The following is a 15,944-nucleotide window of genomic DNA, read 5'->3' on the forward strand; positions in this document are numbered from 1 at the left end:
CTCCAGCCTTAGGAGAAGCCATCGACGATGGTGCCGGCCGAGAATATCAGCACGATCCCGATGATGACCGAGGCGAACCAGCCCCAGTTCAGCCGCCCCATCATACACATGAAACCCGTCCCGATGACCGCGAGCGTGGCGACCGCGATCCCGATTGGACCGGTCAGAGCCGCCTCGACAGTTTCCAGCATGGTCTGGATGGGCGACAAGTCTTGCGCGAGAGTGGGCGTTGCGAAAGCCGCCAGGGTTGTGGCGACAGGCAGGAGGCGGCTGAGGCGATGTCTGAGCATGCAGGAGTTCCCTTATTTTACTGAAGATCTATGAGGACCGGCGCGCGGCTTGGTACGCGGTTCACGACGCGGGTGTTCGGCGCGGAACCGGGCGCACCCGCCAGCCGCGACCGGATCCGGTGTATGCGCGCGACGTAGTCGCGGGTCTCTGTGAAAGGAGGGATGCCGGAATATTCGACTACGCGGTGCGGACCGGCATTGTAGGCTGCGAGCGCCAGGTCGATATCCATGAACGTGGTGAGCTGCGCGAGCAGATACCGCGCCGCGCCGTCGAGATTTTGGGAGGGGTTGCGCGGATCAACTCCGAGGGCACGAGCGGTATCCGGCATCAACTGGCCCAAGCCATAGGCGCCCTTGGGGCTGACGGCAGTTGGATTGTAACTGCTTTCGGCCTCGACCAGGGCGCGGAACAGAACTTGCCAGTCGGCTTCATCGAGGCCGACTCGGGCCAGGACGCGATTCTGCTGATGGTGGACGGCAGTCGTCTGGATCAGGGAGATAATGTCGTTGCGATCGAGTGGTGACGTGGAATCTAGAGATGCCAGGACAACCCCGGCCTCAGCTCCATCCTCCAATCCTGCCCAGGCAGGTCTCGTGCCGTGGAAGGTCCAGCCGGAAGTCCGAGCTGTGCCATCGCGGGTGAAGGCGATTACGTCAGCAGTGCTCCTCGAGGGTGAGCTCATAGTCAGGACCAAAGCGTAGATCGCGCCCGTCACCAAACTCGAGATGATGTTTAAAGAGCCCAGGCCATATGTTGAAATACCGCGGCTCTGGCCCGTGTGGGGTAATCCGGGTCGAGACCAGAACGGCTTCCGGCTCGCCCTCGCGCAGGTAAATGCACTGGTAGCGCGGCTTGCCATCGTCCGTGAACCCCACGAGTTCATACCGGCAGTGGAACGCGATGCCCTTTTCGGACAGGTCTTTGACACCATCGATGGTGATCAGGATCTGATTGCGCGCTATCGGCATGTTCGGACTCTCCCCACGAGAGCCCTTCTACTTCACGACACTAAGGCCATAAAGTCATATGGAGTCAATATGATATATTGCATAAAAAAACATATTGCAGGATAGTCGCCGCAACTTTTGCGGGAGAGTGACATGAAACGACAGGTGATGGCGGCGGCGGTGGGGGTGATTGCGTTGTTCGGAGCCCCGGAGAAGTCGCAGGCCTATGACATCGACTGCGCCATCATGCTCTGCATGGCGGGCGGGTTTCCCCCGAGTGCGGTTTGTTCGCGCGCCTATCGCACCATGATCCGCCGCATCACGCCCTGGCCAAGCCTACCACCCTTCGGAGTTTGCACCTTTGCTCATGTACCGGTCGAGTTGGGCGGACCTGGCGGAGAGGGTGAACTCGACACCAATCTGCCAGAATACGAATGGCTGAACCGCACCCATGTGATTTGGTTCACCGGGCGATCCTACGAGCCGCGCGACGAGCCCCGACAGTGGGACTGGTCGATCCGCTCCTGCGACCGCGAAAACCGGACCTGTCGTTACATCCAGCGGGTTTACGGATCCCACACGCCCTGGCCCATGACATTCGTCTCGGAAAGCGGTCAGGAGATTGCCTACCCGACCAGCGGTGGCCTATGGCACTTCTATTCCCGCAGCATCATGGTTGAATACGGCGATTACGAGGGCAACATGGGCCATTCGGAGTGGTTCTCCTACTGATCCGATTGCTTGGTCGTCTCTAGGGAGAACGGCCTTGCCTCTACTGACCGAAATTCAATTCCATTTGGATCGACGTGCCATCGGCGACTCACGGAGCCATCGTTCCAGCGGTAATCGGTAAAGATGTGAACCTCTGTTTGACCTTTCACAAGGTAGCCTTCCTGGAAAGGCCAGCCTGATTGTTTCTTTACCACTAGCTTCGCGCCACCGTTGCCATGTTCATTTTGGCTATCGCCACTTATTGATGCACTGCTTTCAACAGGCTGGCTTCGCTCCGTCTGTAGGCTGACCTAGTTCAATTAAGAATGTTTCGAACCCCACAAGAAAGCTGCGTGTGCGACTGCGAACAAGCGTTTCAATGTCCACCTGTGTTGGCATTCTGTAGACCCACTGCCGTACACCCAGGTAAAAAATGCTCGAATGGAAACCCCAGATTAACTCCAGCGCAAGTTCACGGTCTTCAGGTTTCGAAAGTGCCTTTTGGCCCATGCTGACGAGTTGCTCATCAAGCAAAGGCTCAAAAATTCGTCGACGCAACATTGAAATATATCGCTGAGAAATGATCGGGTCTTCGAAGGCGGTTAGCAGAAAAATGCGCACCCAATCTTTTTGAAGCACCACCTTTGAGTAGTCCAATAGGTACCGTTCCAGTCTTTCCTGGACGCTAAGTTGGCGGTCTCTCAGGATCTCGTCCCATTCCGGGTTCCAGCGTCCGACATAGACCCTCTCATATATCTTCTCGATAATCTCTTCTTTGGTCGCAAAGTACCGGTATAGCAGACTTTGACTGACGTTGAGGTGTCGAGCCAGTTCGCGGGTGGAGAATGCAAATCCATGATCCGCCACAAATTCGATAGCACCTGTGAGGATCAGGTGTTCTCTGTCCTGCGGGGAAAGGCGCGTGCGCTTTTTTTTGGCCGGTGCTTGCGTGTCAGGGTTTTGCATCTTTACTTCACGGTCTGGTGGTTCAGGCATTGCAGAAAAGTGCCCTGCCCAGGGCTTGGGCAGGGCGTTGGGCTTACCTTAGTGCATAGGGCAGCCAGGTGGAAATGCTTGGTATGAATGCCACAATGATCAAAACCAATATCTGCAAGCCGATAAATGGCATGACACCAAGATAGATGTTGCGTGTTGAGATGTCCGGTGGTGCAGCCGATCGGAAGTAAAACAACGCAAATCCAAATGGCGGGGTTAGGAACGATGTTTGCAAGTTTAGTGAGATCAGAATGGCAAGCCAGATCGGATCAATCCCTGACATCAGCAAAACGGGTGCGATCGTTGGTACAATGACAAAGATGATCTCGATGAAGTCGAGGATGAAGCCCAAAAGGAACATGACCGCCAGAACAACCGCCAGGGCGGCGTAGGGGCCACCGGGGACGTTTGAGATCAGATGTTGCACCGCCTCATCGCCGCCAAATCCACGGAAGACAAGCGACAGCATGGCTGCTCCGATCAGTATCATGAACACCATCGAACTCAGTCGAACGGTTTCGACGGCCGTGCTGGAAATCGCACCCGTCTTGTAGACGCGCAACAGAGCAACAAGGAAGTATCCAACGAAAATCAGAACTGGGATGGCAACACTTATGCGCTCTACCAAAATCGGCACCTCGACATTGCCGAAAACCAGTTGCTTCAGAACGACAGCCGCAGCCAGGAAAAGCAGCGCGATGTTGGCGTGTTTTCGGTGTTCTGATCCAAACCCGGCTAGCAAAATGGCGCCCGCAGCTCCAATCGAGGCGGATTCGGTTGGAGTAGCAACCCCGCCAAGAATTGAACCGAGCACACCGAGGATGAGTGCCAGTGGGGGAACCAGTCTGACAAGCAGAGATTTCATCGAAATCTTCATCTCTTCAGCTTCTGTTTCCGGCGGCGGCGGGCAAGTGTCCGGTCTGAAGATTGTCAACAAGACCTGGTAGGTGAGGAACACGACAACCATCAACAAACCGGGAACAATCGCACCGGCAAACAGGTCCGAGATCGACACGGTGTCAGGTGAGAAATTTCCCTGGGCCAGTTGGGCTTTCTGGTAAGCCGAGGAAATCGTGTCTGCCAGCAGGACCAGCACCAGAGAAGGTGGGATAATCTGACCAAGCGTTCCGGCCGCGCAGATTGATCCGGCAGCCAGGCGCGGCGAGTAGCCCCATTTCAACATCACCGGCAAGGATAACAGTGCCATGGTTGTCACCGTCGCCCCTACGATGCCGGTCGACGCCGCAAGAAGCGCACCTACCAGTGTGATCGCAAAGCCGAGACCGCCACGACGCTTGCCAAATAGCCGGCCGATGCCGTCTAAGAGTTCGGACGCAATGCCACTTCGTTCCAGCATTGCTCCCATGAACACGAAAAGCGGTACCGCAAGCAGTACATCGTTGGTCATTGCTGCGTAAATACGCTGTGGGATGGCGGCCAGGAATGAAGCATCGAAATGCTGGAAGAGGATTCCAACCCCCGCCAAAAGCAGCGATACGCCCCCTAGAACGAAGGCCACCGGAAAACCGGACATCAGGCAGATGAGCAGGCCCGCAAACAGGGCGATCAAATAGAATGTGTGAATGTCATCCATCGTGTGACCCCTTTGGTAGAACGCACCGTTTCAGGATCGAGAGGGCCTGCAGTATGAGGAGTAGCAAGGCGACGGGAATAATTGTTTTGAACAGAAAAACGCCAGGCAATCCCGATGCTTCCCGTGATCCTTCCAATGCGGACCAGCTGTTGAGGACGTAATCCTTGGACGCCCAAAGCATGAAGATACAAAGCGGTAAGAGGAAAAACAGAATACCCAGGGAGTCAATGACGCGCCTGCGCCTTGCGGAAAACGTGTGGTACAGCATATCGACACGTACATGTCGATCGGAGGCCAGCGCGTCAGCCATGGCTAGCATGAACATTGTCCCGAAGAGGTAAAGGATCGCCTCCTGGGCCATCACAGATCCCGCATCAAAGAGGTATCGTGCGACAACGACTGCAAATTGGAGCAAGACCATTGCAACGGCCAGCCATTTACTGATGGTGCCTGTCCAGGCAATGACCTGTCCTAGCGCTCCCGATCGCGCCATATGTGTTGTTGATTGTTCCATATCATTTTTCCCGGTCTCCGCCGTATATCGGAGAGCCATTTGTTGGAGGATCGAGCTGCAAAGCAGGGTGATCCGATCCGGGCGTAAGAGGTCTGAATCCCGGATCGGATCAGCTGACCACAAGGGTGGACAGGGGTCAGCTATCACTGGGCTTTTCAGCCCTGTTTTAGACGCGCGTTTGCGTAGTCACCAATTTCGCCCCACTGGCGTTGATTATCCCGGAAGCCGATCCAGCTTTCGTGAACTTTGGTGGCCATCGGGCTCTTTGCCGCGCTTTCTGCAAGAACTTCCGGGGCAATGCGCTGCATCTCTTCGACAATCTCCGAGGGCCATTCGTGCAGCTGTACGTCATGATCGTTCACGAGCGTGTTCAACGCGTCCAGATTTCGAGCGTTATATTCAGCAAGCGAGGTCACGTACTCCGCATCCGCGGCGTCCTGCATGATGGCCCGTTCGGTGTTGCTGAGGCCTGCCCAAACATCTGCATTCACATGGGATGACAGCGTATGCCCCATCTCATGGAAGCCGGGATAGTAGTAGTGTTTTGCGGCACGGTGAAAGCCGAAGGCTAGGTCGTTCCACGGTGCAATCCACTCAAGCCCGTCGATTGTGCCGGATTGTAGTGCTGTGAACAACTCCCCGCCAGGGATGTTTACCGGAGTTGCACCAAGCCGGGACAGCATCTGCCCGCCTAGTCCGGGATACCGGACTCGAAGGCCCTGAAGATCGGCCGCACTTTCAATCGGGTTCTTAAACCATCCACCCATTTGAGCGCCGGTGTTCAAGTTGGCGAGCGGTTTAACGCCATGTGCTGCACCCAACTCGTCCCAAAGTTCCTGTCCACCTCCGAATTTCAGCCATGTGAAGTGTTCGTCGGCCGTTAATCCGAATGGAACCACCGCAAAGTAAACAAAGGCGGGGTCTTTTCCGAACCAATAGTAGGGCGTGTCATGCGTAAGATCGCCTGCCCCGGAAGCAACCGCGTCCAATACTTCGAAGGGGGCTACAACTTCGCCAGCGCCAAAAACCTTGATGCGAAGTTTGCCATCGCTTGCATCGGCGACGCGCTGCGCAAATCGCTCGGCGCTGGTGCCTAGGCCCGGGAAATTTTTTGGCCAGCAGGTGAGCATCTTTAGCTCCGTCCCGCCTTGGGCAATGGCGGGGGCGGCAAGCGCGGATGCGCCGGTGGCAATGGTTGCAGTTCGAAAGAACTTTCGGCGTGTCAGGTTCGAGTTCATCACGATTCCTCCCTTTGAATGTAATAATCAAATGATCAATAAGAGTAACTATTATGTCCGTCAACAAGTTTTCGCTTGTGTATAGTAAGCAAAAATGGTGTATCACTAAAGATCAGTTGAACAATAGGAGAAGAAAATGACTTCTGACCCCTGCTTGGAGAACTTTTCGAGTTGGTCTCCGGACAAGAAGCGTGAGATCGTCGACAACTGGACCAATCGGCAGGTTGGATCGCGTGTTGTCTCAGAGACGGACGCGCTACGGATTTGGCATTTAGAACTCCAGCCTGGTGAACGGGCACCCTTTCATCGCCACGAAGAAAGCTACTTTTGGACAGTGACTGGGAATGGGAAGTCGCGGTCGCACTATCACGACGGAAAAATCCGTGACACGGATTATAGGGCAGGCGACACACGACACTTCGAACTTCGCGACGGGGATTTTTTTGTTCACGACTTGGAGAACATTGGAGAGACGCCGCTCGTTTTCGTGACTGTCGAGTTCAAAAAATGAACGTTGGCCCGGATAGCGTTTTCAAACGGTGCCGGGCTATCTCAATCCTCTAAGAAAGCGCATTCGGAAATGATTCATACCGTCCACAACGCATATACAGGCGAAACGATTGCCGGAGTTGAGTTGAATACCTGGCAAGATGCGGACAGGGCGCTTGATCGAGCGCACTTGATCCATCGGTCGTGTACCGAAGGCCTGCCCGCATGGCGGCGGATAGAAATTTTGGAGCGATTGGCAGCAAGGATTCTCGAATGCCGCGAAGAGCTAGCTCTGCAAATCGCCGTTGAGGGCGGCAAGCCATTGAAGGATGCCTTGGTTGAAGTCGATCGCGCGGCACAAAGCACGAAGTTTGCATCAACGGTATTGGCAGAGAGTGGCGGAAGGGAAATTCCAATGGACCTCGCTCCTGCAGGTCAAGGACGGATGGCCTTTACCAGGCAGATTCCCATTGGACCGGTTGTTGCGGTCAGTGCGTTCAACCACCCTCTGAACTTGATTGCTCATCAGGTGGCACCTGCGGTTGCCGCCAACTGCCCTGTCGTAATCAAGCCTTCCATGCAAACCCCGATGTCCTGCCTGAGCTACGTGAGGATGCTGCACGAAGCCGGGTTGCCGGAGGAACGCTGCACAGTGGTGCTGGCCAGCCGCGATGTTGCAGAACGTCTGGTTACAGATTCCCGTGTTGCGTTTTTTAGTTTCATTGGATCTGCAAACGTCGGCTGGTCACTGCGCAGCAAACTCGCCCCGGGCGCTCGGTGTGCGCTGGAGCATGGCGGCGTAGCGCCGGTTGTGATCGCGGAGGATGCGGATATCGATGTCGCAGTGCAGAGTGTTGCCAAGGGTGGATTCTATCATGCCGGGCAGGTTTGCGTTTCTGTACAGAGGGTATTTGCTGTCGGGAAAGCGGCGAGTGCGTTTGTCGAAGAACTGGTCAAGAACACCTCAGAGTTGATCACAGGTGATCCGGCAAAGCCGGACACGGATGTCGGTCCATTGATCTCGATTGGAGAAGTCGATCGTGTAGCTGAATGGGTTGATGGCGCGGTTTCTGGAGGCGCGGACCTTCGGTGTGGTGGCAACCGTATTTCTGAAAGGGTCTATGCGCCAACTGTTCTGCTTGACCCCTCCGAGGACAGTCAGATCGCAAACAATGAGGTATTCGGCCCGGTTGTTGCCGTGTTCCCTTGTGCGACCATCGACGAAGCCGTTTCCAGAGCAAATGATGTGAACGCGTCCTTTCAGGCAGCTGTTTTTAGCAAAAGCCTGGACATCGCTCTTTCTGTTGCTGGTAAGTTGAATGGCTCGGCGGTGATGATCAACGATCACACGGCCTTTCGTGTTGATTGGATGCCTTTCGCAGGCTTGGGAACTTCGGGTTTGGGGGTTGGAGGGATCAAAGGTACCTACCACGAAATGACCGCCGAAAAGATGACTGTGATCCGCCAGTAGCTCCTAGGGTCGCCATCCGGAACAACACGAAAAAAATGCTGAGGTAGACATGAAAGCCGCTGAACTGCTTGTGAAATGTTTGGAAAACGAAGGTGTCGAGTACATTTTCGGAGTTCCTGGAGAAGAAAACATCGACGTGATGGATGCGCTTGTTGATAGCCCAATTGAGTTCGTCACGACACGCCATGAACAAGGGGCGGCATTCATCGCAGATGTGTATGGTCGTTTGACCGGACGCGCGGGGGTATGCCTTTCGACGCTTGGGCCTGGTGCCACGAATCTCGTTACAGGTATTGCTGACGCAAACATGGATTGCGCACCGGTAGTCGCCATTGCAGGGCAGGGATCTACAGCGCGTATGCACAAGGAGAGTCACCAGATTCTGGACCTTGTGAACCTGTTTGAGCCGATCACCAAATACGCGACTCAAGTTCCATTACCCGAGGTTATTCCTGAAGTCGTGAGAAAGGCATTCAAGATCGCCCAGACTGAAAAACCGGGCTGTGCATTTATCGACCTGCCTGAAAACATCGCTGGTGCCAACCTGCCCTCGGTGACCCCTCTTCGTGTGCAACAACCGGTCGATCCCATTGCACCGTCTGGAAAATGTGCCGAAGTAGCTCAATTGGTGGATGCTGCAAAATCAGTGATGATCATTGCTGGCAATGGCGTCATTCGGGAAAAGGCATCCTCTGCTTTGGTAGCCTTCGCAGAGGCAATCAATGCCCCTGTTGCAACAACGTTTATGGCTAAGGGGGCAATCCCATTCAGCCATCCATTGTGCCTTGGTGCTATTGGGTTGCAGGCAAAAGACTACGTTAGCTACGGCGTCGACGCTGCTGACTTGGTGATCTGTGTGGGTGTGGATATGGTCGAGTATCATCCTCGCCTTTGGAATCCTGAGTGCACCAAGAAAATTATCCACATTGATCGAAGCCCGGCTGAAGTTGATGAGCACTACATTTTGGAAGCAGGCATTGTTGGTACAATCCGGGATACTCTTGCCAGGATTTCTGCAAAGGTGAAGGCAAAGCCCGATTTCCAGATTCATTCACTCCGAAAGAGCATTTCGGCCGAGGTGTCAGAGTTCCAGAATGACGGCAGTTTCCCCGTCAAACCTCAGAAAATTGTTTGGGATCTTCGGCAGGCACTCGATGTGGACGACATCGTCATTTCTGATGTGGGGGCACACAAGATGTGGATGGCGCGCATGTATCAGGCGGAACGCCCAAATACTTGCATCATTTCGAACGGCTTTGCGTCAATGGGCATCGCGCTACCGGGCGCCATCGCCGCCAAACTGGCTTTCCCTTTTCGTCATGCGGTTGCAGTGTGTGGGGACGCTGGTTTCATGATGAACAATCAGGAAATCGAAACCGCAGTCCGGCTGGGCCTTGATCTTGTCGTTTTGATTTTTAATGACAGCAAATATGGGCTGATCGAGTGGCATCAGCATCGGCATTTCGGGCGCTCGACAGGGATTGAGTTTGGCAATCCGGACTTTGTCAAATTTGCAGAGAGCTTTGGGGCCAAGGGATACCGCATAGATCGAAGTGAAGATTTGTTGCCAGTCCTCAACGAAGCCTTGCAAGACGGCACTGTGTCGATCATTGATTGCCCGGTGGATTATTCAGAAAACATGAAGCTCACTGAAAAGCTTCAGAAACTGGAGTCACCTTTGTAGGTGAAGCTCTTGGTGATTGTTTAAGCAACTCAAACTCTCATTTCTGCTTTGACTCACTAATCCACTGTCCCTTTTTACCCCATTTTAACTGAAATGGCGGGGGCTGACATGCAGCTTGATCACATCACAATTCGCACTTCCAACTTGCAAGAGGCGCGGGCGTTCTTTCTTGAGGTCTTTCCGGATTTGGAGGAACGCCCACGACCCAAGGCGATCCAAAGGATACCGGGTCATTGGCTCTATGTAGAGGATGAACCTCTTGTTCATCTGATCGGCTCTTACGGCGCACATATGGATCGAGGAGGGGAGGCATGGGATCATATCGGCATCCGCCTGAAGGGATACGAAACATTTCGGGCCCGGCTTGATCGTTTGAACATTCCATATGCACCGATGGAACTTCCTGAGTTGAGAGAGCGCAGGCTGTTTTTCAGAACTCCGGGCGGGCCTGTCATCGAAGCAGTATTTCGTGAACCCCAAGACAAGAAGGAGCATTAGATGGGCTTTGATGAATCCACGAGAACCATCGTGATTGGCGGCACTTCCGGGATTGGCCGTGCGGTGGCGGAGTTGTTGAGCGAGCGGCCGGGAGAGGTTGTTGTTTCCAGCCGGGCAAACGGGCTTGATATGTCAGATGCAGACCAGGTGAACAGGTTCTTTGAAGGGCAGGGAGCCTTTGATCATTTGGTAGTTACTGCAGGGTCGCAGGCACCAGGTGGAAAATTTGTTGAATTGGATCTGACCACTGCCAAGTCGGCTTTCGATACAAAATTCTGGGGAACCGTGAATGCGGTTCATGCAGCAGCGTCGCATGTTCGTCCCGGAGGAACAATCACTCTGACATCTGGCTTCCTGGCACGGCGTACCGTGCCGGGGACGTTTGTCAAGACGGCGATGAATGCCGCCCTTGAAGCCACGGCAAAAATCCTGGCACGCGAACTGGCACCACTGCGTGTCAACGTTGTTAGTCCTGGGCTGACGGAAACGGAAGCATATGCGGGAATGGATGCAGAAGCGCGTCGTCAGATGTTTCAAAACGCGGCGTCCAATTTGCCGGCCGGAAGGGTTGCTCAACCCCGCGATCTTGCCTCTGGCTATCTGTTTGCCATTGATACGCCCTCGGTCACGGGCACTGTGATTGATATCGAAGGTGGTGCTCTCGTTGCCTAGAACTTACCGCAGTTTGATCGAAAATCGTCGGGCATGCTGGGAAAGAAGCCTGACTATGCAATGACCCAGAAATCTGATGTTAGAGCCACGCGTACACCTGGTCGGCGCAAAAAGCGCCTACCGGCTTTTTTGTGCGGGCCGTATCTGCCTCTGTGGCTTTCTATCGTCATATTGGGAATCAACTGGCCTATAATGAAATTGGCTTTGCACCATGTGACGCCGTTTTGGATGGTTGCGCTGCGCTATTGTCTAAGCGTGCCGGTTATTTGGGTTATCGTGGTGGTCGAAAGACATCGACTGCCAAGGTTTGAGCGACAGGATATTCGCGTTATTCTTGGCGTCGCACTGCTCCAGTTTGTAGCTCAGATGGGGTTGGTAACGCTGGCCCTGCAATGGGTACCCGCAAGTACCGCAAGTATTCTCATTTACACCACGCCTGTGTGGTTGGTGCTGATTGATCGAATTTTCTTTCGACAACAGATTTCGCCACGTCGACTATGGTCAACGCTGACCTCTGCGACTGGCTGTGTTCTGGTCTTGTTTGGGGCTGGTCAAGTTGGAGAAGTCGGACCGCTGTTTTTGATCTTGCTTGCCGCGCTGTTCTGGTCTTCTTCGATGAAGCTTATCGCGACGCATAGTTGGGTGGGCGATGTTCGGGACGCGCTGTTCTGGCAATTTATGATTGCAGGGATGGTCTCGCTTCCAATTGCCGTCTGGGTGGAAGGGGGGCTGAATTTGCAATCCGTCTCACTTGCTGGATTGGCACTTCTTTCCTTTGTCGGTCCGGTGGCCACGGGGCTTGGGTTCGGGTTGATGGTGGCAGTAGGTCGAACGCTTCCTGTCTCGCAAATTGCATTGTTCAGTACGCTATCGCCGGTTATCGGCTTTGTGAGTTCCGCAATCTTGTTGGGTGATCCATTGAACCTGATGATAGTGGTGGGTGCGGGAACACTACTTCTGGCGCTCGTTTGGGGCGCCTTGTCGAGCAAACCATCTGCTTAATTCCGAATTGGCCGAAAATCTACAAAATCTGACCTGAGCGCGAATGCAGGCCAGGTCTTCCTTCCGCAAAATATTGGCAACTCGGGGTGCGACCCCGCTTTCAGGAATAATCTGAGGATGTGCGATGACCCTGCTGGATCTGCCAAAACCCGACTATGCAAACAATTTGAAACTGATAGGTCATTCGGATCAGGGCGGCCGCCCTGACGGGGTGCAGTTGATGATCAACAAGGGGTTTGCGTTCACGGGTCATATGTTCTCAAAGGGGTTCAGCGTGATTGATGTGCGTGACCCCCGCAATCCAAAGCCTGTGACATATGTGCCTGCACCGGCCAACACATGGAACATCCACCTTCAGACCCATGAAGACCTACTGCTCGTAATCAATGCGAAGGACATGTTTGCCTCTGCGGAGTTCCAGGACGAAACCGAGTATTACAAAGGGGCATTGGGAAAGAAGGTTGGAACAGCTCAGCAGACACGGCAGCGCGACTGGACTGCAGGTATGACGGTTTATGATATCTCCAACCCGGCCGAGCCACGGAAGATTTCATTTATGCCGGTCGAAGGCGGAGGCATCCATCGAATCTGGTATACAGGCGGGCGTTGGGCCTATGCGTCTGTTTTGCTGGATGGGTTCACGGACTACATCTTCATGACAATCGACATGGTCGACCCTGCCAACCCAAAAGAGGCAGGGCGGTATTGGCTACCGGGCATGAACCTGGCTGCAGGTGAGGAGCACAATGGCGAGCGACGGGGTGGATTGCACCATGCAATTATTCATGGTGATACGGCCTATGGGGCGTGGCGCGACGAGGGCATGGTGGTCATTGATGTGGCGGACCGAAGCAATCCCGAATTGATCGTTCACAAAAACTGGTCTCCGCCGTTTGGGGGCGGCACGCACAACTGCCTGCCCCTGCCAGATCGGGACTTGCTGGTTGTTGTGGACGAAGCAGTGCTCGACAACTGCGAAGACGGGATCAAGCATATCTGGATGTTTGACAACCGTGTACCTTCAAGCCCGGTCAGCATCTCGACGTTCCCGGTCCCGTCCGAGGTGGAGTATTGCAAGAAAGACGGGCACTTCGGGCCGCATAACATCTATGAAAACCGACCCGATGGCTTGGTGAGTGACCAATTGATCTTTTCCACCATGCAGAACGCCGGTATCCGGGTAACCGACATCTCGGACGCCTATCGCCCCAAAGAAGTGGCGGCTTTTGTCCCGCCCAAGCCCAATAGGCTGATTGATCATCGTCCGGGCCGTCCATTGGTGATTCAGAATTGTGACGTCTATGTCGACAAGCAGGGGTTGGTGTACGCCAATGACTACAATGGCGGGTTGTTCATTCTGGAGTATCAGGGCTGAGATGAAAGACCTTCCCCCAGGAATAGCCACTGTATCGGAAGCGATTCACGCATATCTTTCTGCGCTAAAAGACGCAGGATTTGTCGGAGAGGTCACGTCCGATCTGGCGGATCGTGTTGCCTGCTCTACCGACAATTCGATTTACCAGATTATGCCCCAAGCGGTTGTCTATCCGTTTGATGGGGATGATCTGGAATGTGCAATTCAGGTTGCGCAGCGTTCGGCGTTTTCATCGGTTGTGTTCTATCCTCGGGGCGGCGGGACATCGACAAACGGCCAGTCACTGGGCGACGGAGTCGTTGTTGATACATCACGTCATATGCGACGCATTCATGACTATGATCCCAAAACCGGACTGGTGCGAGTAGAACCCGGTCTCGTGCGTGATAAGCTTATAGAGTTTCTAGACCCTCATGGGCGGTTCTTTGCGCCGCATGTCTCAACCACCAGCCGGGCCACGATCGGTGGCATGGTGGCAAACGACAGCTCGGGTAAGGGCTCGGTGATCTATGGAAAAACCTCGGATCACATACACTCAATCGAGATTGTTCTCCCCGATGGGGACGTGGTGGAGTTTGGCACAGAAGGAACAGTAGGCACCACCAATGCAAATGGTAAGGCCGATACAATCTGCCAGGACGTTGAGCAGATACTCGCACCGCATTTCGACGAGATAGAACGGCTGTTCCCCGAGATGAAACGTGGCTTTACCGGATACAACCTGAAAGAGTCGCGAGTTGGGGATGGGGTGCTCAACTTGCCAAAACTCTTGGCCGGGTCGGAGGGGACCCTGGGGTTTATCAAATCCGTCACGCTGAAATCCGAACCGATCCCTGCCAATACGGCGCTTGCGGTGTTGGTGTATGACAGCCATGACACCGGTCTACGGGCCGTTCCAGATTTGCTGGAAGCCCGCCCTCACGCCATCGAATTCATAGACGACAAAATTCTTGGTGCAGCTCTTCGGTCACCGTTTGCAAAAGATGTTCGGCAGGTTCTGGGAATAGCGAATGAAGGCGGTGCTTTTGCCGCGCATTTCGTCGAGATGTCAGATGAGGATGAACAGGAACTTGAACGAAGACTGATCAGCCTTGAAGAACACCTGAATAGTCGCATCGACTCCTCCCTGCGCCCCGTCGGCCTTAAGATCCTCAGATCAGCCGACAGTATCGCACGTGTCTGGGAGATCCGTCGTGCTTGTCAGGGTCTGCTGGCGGGATTTGACAAAAACAAGCGTGCGGTGGCGTTTATCGAAGACTGCGCGGTGCCGCCTGAAAACCTGGCCGATTTTGTCGCTGAACTGGAAGAGATTCTGGACGCCCGCAACATTCCATTGGGGATGTACGGGCATGCTGACGTGGGGTGTGTTCATATTCGTCCGCTCATGAACCTGACCGCGGAAGATGAGCGCCGCCAGATCCGTCAGATATCAGATGCGGTGTTCGCTCTTACACGAAAATATGGTGGGCTGTTGTGGGGAGAGCACGGCAAAGGACTGCGTGGCGAGTATTCCGAGCGGGTGATTGGCGCAAACCTTGTTCATGTCATGCGCCAGATAAAAACGGTGTTCGATCCGCGGAATCGAATGAACCCAGGAAAAATTGCTCGACCGATAGATGACCAAAACCCAATTCTGTCCCTGGATGAGGTGCCGATGCGTGGCGCCTTTGACGCGCAGATCGGACCTGATCTGGCTGAGCAGTTTTCCAACATCCTGAGGTGCGACGGCAACGGAGCCTGCTTTAACCAAGATGAACATCAGCCATTCTGTCCTTCTTACAAGATCACAGGGGATCGGCGGTTTTCTCCAAAAGGACGGGCGGGCATGCTGCGGGAATGGGCCCGTGCCCGATCGCTAGGCGATGATGACGGGGCGCGGGAAATTTCCGTCGAATTGAACGAAGTCCTTGAAACCTGCCTGGCATGCAAGGCCTGCGCTGGTGCCAGTTGCCCGGCCAAAGTGGATATTCCTCAGATGAAGTCCCAGTTCCTGAATTGGTATCATGAGGAACATAAGCGGCCCGCTACGGATATGCTCGTGGCCAATCTCGAGCGGATGGCGCCTATGCTGGACCGTATCGGTGGCCTTGTGAACCTGGTACAGTCGACCGCTCTTGTCAGATGGGGTATGACACGTGGATTTGGGCTGGTTGACTTACCAAAACTTCGCCACCGTCGCGGTTATCTTGATCAGTTGCAAAAACTGAATGTTCGAACAATGTCTGCGCCAGCCCTGCTTGAGATACCGCTCGCGGAGCGGACCCAAGTTGTGGTGATTGTGCAGGATTGTTTTACAAGCTTCTATGACGCCAATGTCTTGCTGGCCCAAATCGAACTGGTGCAACGGATTGGCTTTACCCCGATCCTGTTGGACTATCTTGTGGGTGGCAAGCCTCTGCATGTCCGAGGGATGCTGGAGCGGTTCAGGCAGATGGCGCAACAGGCCGCACACGATCTCGCAG

15 protein-coding genes are annotated in these 15,944 nt (G+C 54.3%); 8 read left to right on the top strand and 7 right to left on the bottom strand.

The features are described from left to right. Positions 1 to 8: 8 nt before the first annotated feature. From ACR0BI_RS21470 to ACR0BI_RS21480, 3 genes are all read right to left on the bottom strand, one after another. Positions 9 to 290, bottom strand: coding sequence for a TrbC/VirB2 family protein (locus ACR0BI_RS21470; RefSeq protein WP_480562941.1), 282 nt, complete (start codon positions 288 to 290; stop codon positions 9 to 11). 17 nt (positions 291 to 307) lie between these two features. Then, positions 308 to 865 carry a lytic transglycosylase domain-containing protein gene (locus tag ACR0BI_RS21475; protein ID WP_480562942.1) on the bottom strand — a complete coding sequence of 186 codons (558 nt, stop codon included), beginning with the start codon at positions 863 to 865 and terminating at the stop codon, positions 308 to 310. Positions 866 to 944: 79 nt separating this feature from the next. Further along, on the bottom strand, positions 945 to 1,259 hold the full coding sequence (locus ACR0BI_RS21480; RefSeq protein ID WP_480562943.1) for a hypothetical protein: 315 nt from the start codon (positions 1,257 to 1,259) through the stop codon (positions 945 to 947). Positions 1,260 to 1,391: 132 nt separating this feature from the next. Between ACR0BI_RS21480 and ACR0BI_RS21485 the strand changes: the two genes are divergently transcribed. Further along, positions 1,392 to 1,970: a hypothetical protein gene (locus ACR0BI_RS21485; RefSeq protein WP_480562944.1), complete on the top strand. Its 579-nt coding sequence runs from the start codon at positions 1,392 to 1,394 to the stop codon at positions 1,968 to 1,970. Between the two features lie 255 nt (positions 1,971 to 2,225). Here ACR0BI_RS21485 and ACR0BI_RS21490 read toward each other — a convergent pair whose 3' ends face one another. The 4 genes from ACR0BI_RS21490 to ACR0BI_RS21505 form a co-directional block, all read right to left on the bottom strand. Beyond that, complete coding sequence (locus ACR0BI_RS21490) at positions 2,226 to 2,945, bottom strand: TetR/AcrR family transcriptional regulator (protein WP_480562945.1); 720 nt, start codon at positions 2,943 to 2,945, stop codon at positions 2,226 to 2,228. Between the two features lie 43 nt (positions 2,946 to 2,988). Next, entirely contained in the window at positions 2,989 to 4,539 is a 1,551-nt protein-coding gene (locus ACR0BI_RS21495) for a TRAP transporter large permease (protein ID WP_480562946.1), read from the bottom strand. Further along, the gene (locus ACR0BI_RS21500; protein ID WP_480562947.1) at positions 4,532 to 5,053 is read right to left on the bottom strand and encodes a TRAP transporter small permease subunit; all 522 of its coding nucleotides are present in this window, start codon (positions 5,051 to 5,053) and stop codon (positions 4,532 to 4,534) included. Before ACR0BI_RS21500 ends, ACR0BI_RS21495 begins: the two co-directional genes overlap by 8 nt. A gap of 155 nt (positions 5,054 to 5,208) precedes the next feature. Then, on the bottom strand, positions 5,209 to 6,291 hold the full coding sequence (locus ACR0BI_RS21505) for a TRAP transporter substrate-binding protein (protein ID WP_480562948.1): 1,083 nt from the start codon (positions 6,289 to 6,291) through the stop codon (positions 5,209 to 5,211). Positions 6,292 to 6,871: 580 nt separating this feature from the next. On the opposite strand from ACR0BI_RS21505, the gene ACR0BI_RS21510 reads away from it, so the two are divergent. From ACR0BI_RS21510 to ACR0BI_RS21540, 7 genes are all read left to right on the top strand, one after another. Beyond that, positions 6,872 to 8,251 carry an aldehyde dehydrogenase family protein gene (locus ACR0BI_RS21510; RefSeq protein WP_480562949.1) on the top strand — a complete coding sequence of 460 codons (1,380 nt, stop codon included), beginning with the start codon at positions 6,872 to 6,874 and terminating at the stop codon, positions 8,249 to 8,251. A 49-nt stretch (positions 8,252 to 8,300) separates the two neighbouring features. After that, positions 8,301 to 9,935, top strand: a complete 1,635-nt coding sequence (locus ACR0BI_RS21515; RefSeq protein ID WP_480562950.1) for an acetolactate synthase large subunit — start codon at positions 8,301 to 8,303, stop codon at positions 9,933 to 9,935. A 108-nt stretch (positions 9,936 to 10,043) separates the two neighbouring features. Next, complete coding sequence (locus ACR0BI_RS21520; RefSeq protein ID WP_480562951.1) at positions 10,044 to 10,433, top strand: VOC family protein; 390 nt, start codon at positions 10,044 to 10,046, stop codon at positions 10,431 to 10,433. After that, entirely contained in the window at positions 10,434 to 11,105 is a 672-nt protein-coding gene (locus ACR0BI_RS21525) for an SDR family oxidoreductase (protein WP_480562952.1), read from the top strand. A 33-nt stretch (positions 11,106 to 11,138) separates the two neighbouring features. Then, positions 11,139 to 12,107 carry a DMT family transporter gene (locus ACR0BI_RS21530; RefSeq protein WP_480562953.1) on the top strand — a complete coding sequence of 323 codons (969 nt, stop codon included), beginning with the start codon at positions 11,139 to 11,141 and terminating at the stop codon, positions 12,105 to 12,107. 124 nt (positions 12,108 to 12,231) lie between these two features. Further along, entirely contained in the window at positions 12,232 to 13,482 is a 1,251-nt protein-coding gene (locus ACR0BI_RS21535; RefSeq protein WP_480562954.1) for an LVIVD repeat-containing protein, read from the top strand. Between the two features lies 1 nt (position 13,483). After that, positions 13,484 to 15,944 (top strand): FAD-binding and (Fe-S)-binding domain-containing protein (locus ACR0BI_RS21540; protein WP_480888644.1); only part of this gene is annotated, 2,461 nt, incomplete at its 3' end.

The sequence above is a fragment of the Ruegeria sp. E5 genome, from assembly GCF_056534105.1.

Coding starts and splice junctions, on each gene's coding strand:
- ACR0BI_RS21470 (WP_480562941.1), bottom strand. CDS start 290: ATGCTCAGACATCGCCTCAGCCGCCTCCTGCCTGTCGCCACAACCCTG.
- ACR0BI_RS21480 (WP_480562943.1), bottom strand. CDS start 1,259: ATGCCGATAGCGCGCAATCAGATCCTGATCACCATCGATGGTGTCAAA.
- ACR0BI_RS21485 (WP_480562944.1), top strand. CDS start 1,392: ATGAAACGACAGGTGATGGCGGCGGCGGTGGGGGTGATTGCGTTGTTC.
- ACR0BI_RS21490 (WP_480562945.1), bottom strand. CDS start 2,945: ATGCCTGAACCACCAGACCGTGAAGTAAAGATGCAAAACCCTGACACG.
- ACR0BI_RS21495 (WP_480562946.1), bottom strand. CDS start 4,539: ATGGATGACATTCACACATTCTATTTGATCGCCCTGTTTGCGGGCCTG.
- ACR0BI_RS21500 (WP_480562947.1), bottom strand. CDS start 5,053: ATGGAACAATCAACAACACATATGGCGCGATCGGGAGCGCTAGGACAG.
- ACR0BI_RS21505 (WP_480562948.1), bottom strand. CDS start 6,291: ATGAACTCGAACCTGACACGCCGAAAGTTCTTTCGAACTGCAACCATT.
- ACR0BI_RS21510 (WP_480562949.1), top strand. CDS start 6,872: ATGATTCATACCGTCCACAACGCATATACAGGCGAAACGATTGCCGGA.
- ACR0BI_RS21515 (WP_480562950.1), top strand. CDS start 8,301: ATGAAAGCCGCTGAACTGCTTGTGAAATGTTTGGAAAACGAAGGTGTC.
- ACR0BI_RS21520 (WP_480562951.1), top strand. CDS start 10,044: ATGCAGCTTGATCACATCACAATTCGCACTTCCAACTTGCAAGAGGCG.
- ACR0BI_RS21525 (WP_480562952.1), top strand. CDS start 10,434: ATGGGCTTTGATGAATCCACGAGAACCATCGTGATTGGCGGCACTTCC.
- ACR0BI_RS21530 (WP_480562953.1), top strand. CDS start 11,139: ATGCTGGGAAAGAAGCCTGACTATGCAATGACCCAGAAATCTGATGTT.
- ACR0BI_RS21535 (WP_480562954.1), top strand. CDS start 12,232: ATGACCCTGCTGGATCTGCCAAAACCCGACTATGCAAACAATTTGAAA.